General features: G+C 55.2%; 2 protein-coding genes. Both read right to left on the bottom strand.

All coding sequences use genetic code 11. The annotated features are described in order from the left end of the window. Positions 1–123 precede the first annotated feature (123 nt). Positions 124–1,719 carry an adenylate/guanylate cyclase domain-containing protein gene (locus RMSM_RS34825; RefSeq protein WP_008708880.1) on the bottom strand — a complete coding sequence of 532 codons (1,596 nt, stop codon included), beginning with the start codon at positions 1,717–1,719 and terminating at the stop codon, positions 124–126. 14 nt (positions 1,720–1,733) lie between these two features. After that, positions 1,734–1,880 (bottom strand): hypothetical protein, encoded by a 147-nt coding sequence (locus RMSM_RS41620; RefSeq protein ID WP_008708878.1) that lies wholly within the window; start codon positions 1,878–1,880, stop codon positions 1,734–1,736. Positions 1,881–1,996 lie beyond the last annotated feature (116 nt).

Genomic DNA, 1,996 nt, shown 5'->3' with positions numbered 1-1,996 from the left:
ATTTGTTCAAGTGCAACAGGGGTTGCTGGTTGAACTTAAGGATTGGATGAAAGAGCAGGGCGATCCGTTAACCGTTTTTCACGAGCCGCTGATGTTAGACGCACCTGAAAGCTGGGTTCCTCGTCAATAGTCGACCGCAAAGACTTGCAGCGGATCCGCTTTGCCTTTGACCCGCTGCGGCGGCAGTTCACGGAGCGTCGTTTTCGCCGAGAGCTGGTCGGCCGTGCGCTGAGTCACGATCAGCGAACAACCAAGGTCTTTGGTAAGCGATTCGACCCGCGCAGCGACATTCACCGTGTCGCCGATGGCGGTGTATTCTTGGCGTTTGGGCGATCCGATACTGCCGACGACCGCTGTGCCGGTGTTAATTCCGATCCCGATTTCCAGATCCGGCCATCCCGCTTGCTCGAACAGTGGTCGTGATTGGGCGACCCACCGCAGCATCGCCATCCCGGCTTCGACCGCTCGTTGGGCATGGTGGTCTGAATCCTTTCCGATGCCAAACAAGGCCATGAATCCATCGCCCAAAAATTTGTTGACCATCCCTCCATGAGATTCGACAATCTCGACGGCCTCGCGAAAGAAGACGTTCAGTGCCGTCACGACTTGTTCGGGTGAATGATGTGACGAAAAACGAGTGAAATTGCGGACGTCGACAAACATCACCGACACGCTCTCTTCGCGACCGCTCAAATGATCGCCTTGGCTCATGATTTGGCGTGCCGCTTCTTCGCCAACGTGCCGACCAAAGGTCTGTTGCAGCTGTTCACGCTCTCGCAACCCCTGGACCATGTTATTGAATCTCTCGATCAGCATGCCAAAGTCATCCGCACGCAGCAGATGGACCCGGGCGGTTAAGTCGCCGCGGGCCACCCGCATCGAAGCCACGTTCAGCTCGTGAATCGGAGTCGCCACCAACTTGGACAACATGATGCTCGACATCAATCCAAACACGATCGCTACCAAGCCCACAGCGACGGCGAACCAGGGAGCACGATGGGCGGCGTCGGGAAGCAACAAGATCAACACCAGTGAAACCACCGGGCTGACCACCGCCGAGAAAATCCATAACACGCCGCGGGCAGTGATGTTCAGTGGCATGCCGCCAGGCACGGCTGCTGGATTGTGCTGCTGAAAGAACACGGGGAACAAGAACTTTTGAATCGCTAATTCGACGGCAAAGAAACTATGCGTGACTGCGATCAGCGACGCGGTCAAGAATGAAGTGATTAGATGGGCGACGACGTCGCCGGATAACGGTTCGGGAACCGCATAGAGTGCCGCAGGGAAAACGGGGATGCAACTGAGCCATCCTGTGGCCGCAACCAATAAAAACCACCAAGGCAGATTTACGATTCGCTTTTGGGCTTTCTGCAAAACCTCAGCGTCCAACGGATCGCCCGCAATCAGTGCATTGTGCACCGGCCGCAACCAAACCAATGGTGTGACAAAACAGACAACTGCCATCGGGTAGATGATCAAATTGAACCATTGCCAACATTCCTGGAAGCGGGCCATTTGAGCCACCGACAGCAACGGTTCGACTTGGACGTGGTTATAGGCAATGTTAAAAACGCTGCCGATCGCGTTGGCAACCAACGGTGACAATCCGACGACGACCAAACCGTATCGCTGTAAGAAACTCCAGCGAGTCGTCGCGGCATCGCCGTCATCATGATCGAGTGTGGTCGATGGATCAGAGGAGTGTCGTTTTAACATTCCTCGCTCGTTCCCTATTGGTGGTCCGCAAACGTGGACAAGATTTTGGTGCTTCGGTCAAAGTTGCCTTGACCGTCATCTTGAGCGATTGAGCATGACAACGCAAATCCGCCGGGGGTGTCGGCAGGAACCGATTCCGCGTAGGCTTCGTTTTTGCACATTTTTCACTCACAAACTGTGATATGGCGGGGATGGCGTGTTGGGATCTTGGGGACTGTCGCGATGTTGGGCTGGCATGGTGATCGTGCTGGTTTTGGTCACGTTTCCGCTGTGGCGT

This window comes from Rhodopirellula maiorica SM1, from assembly GCF_000346295.1.
Classification (GTDB): domain Bacteria; phylum Planctomycetota; class Planctomycetia; order Pirellulales; family Pirellulaceae; genus Novipirellula; species Novipirellula maiorica.
Note: the sequence above shows the minus strand (reverse complement) of the source record. Positions and strands in the feature narration are given on the sequence as shown.

What these genes read in the sequence shown, in the direction of transcription:
- RMSM_RS41620 (WP_008708878.1), bottom strand. Translation starts at nt 1,880, where the DNA reads ATGTGCAAAAACGAAGCCTACGCGGAATCGGTTCCTGCCGACACCCCC.
- RMSM_RS34825 (WP_008708880.1), bottom strand. Translation starts at nt 1,719, where the DNA reads ATGTTAAAACGACACTCCTCTGATCCATCGACCACACTCGATCATGAT.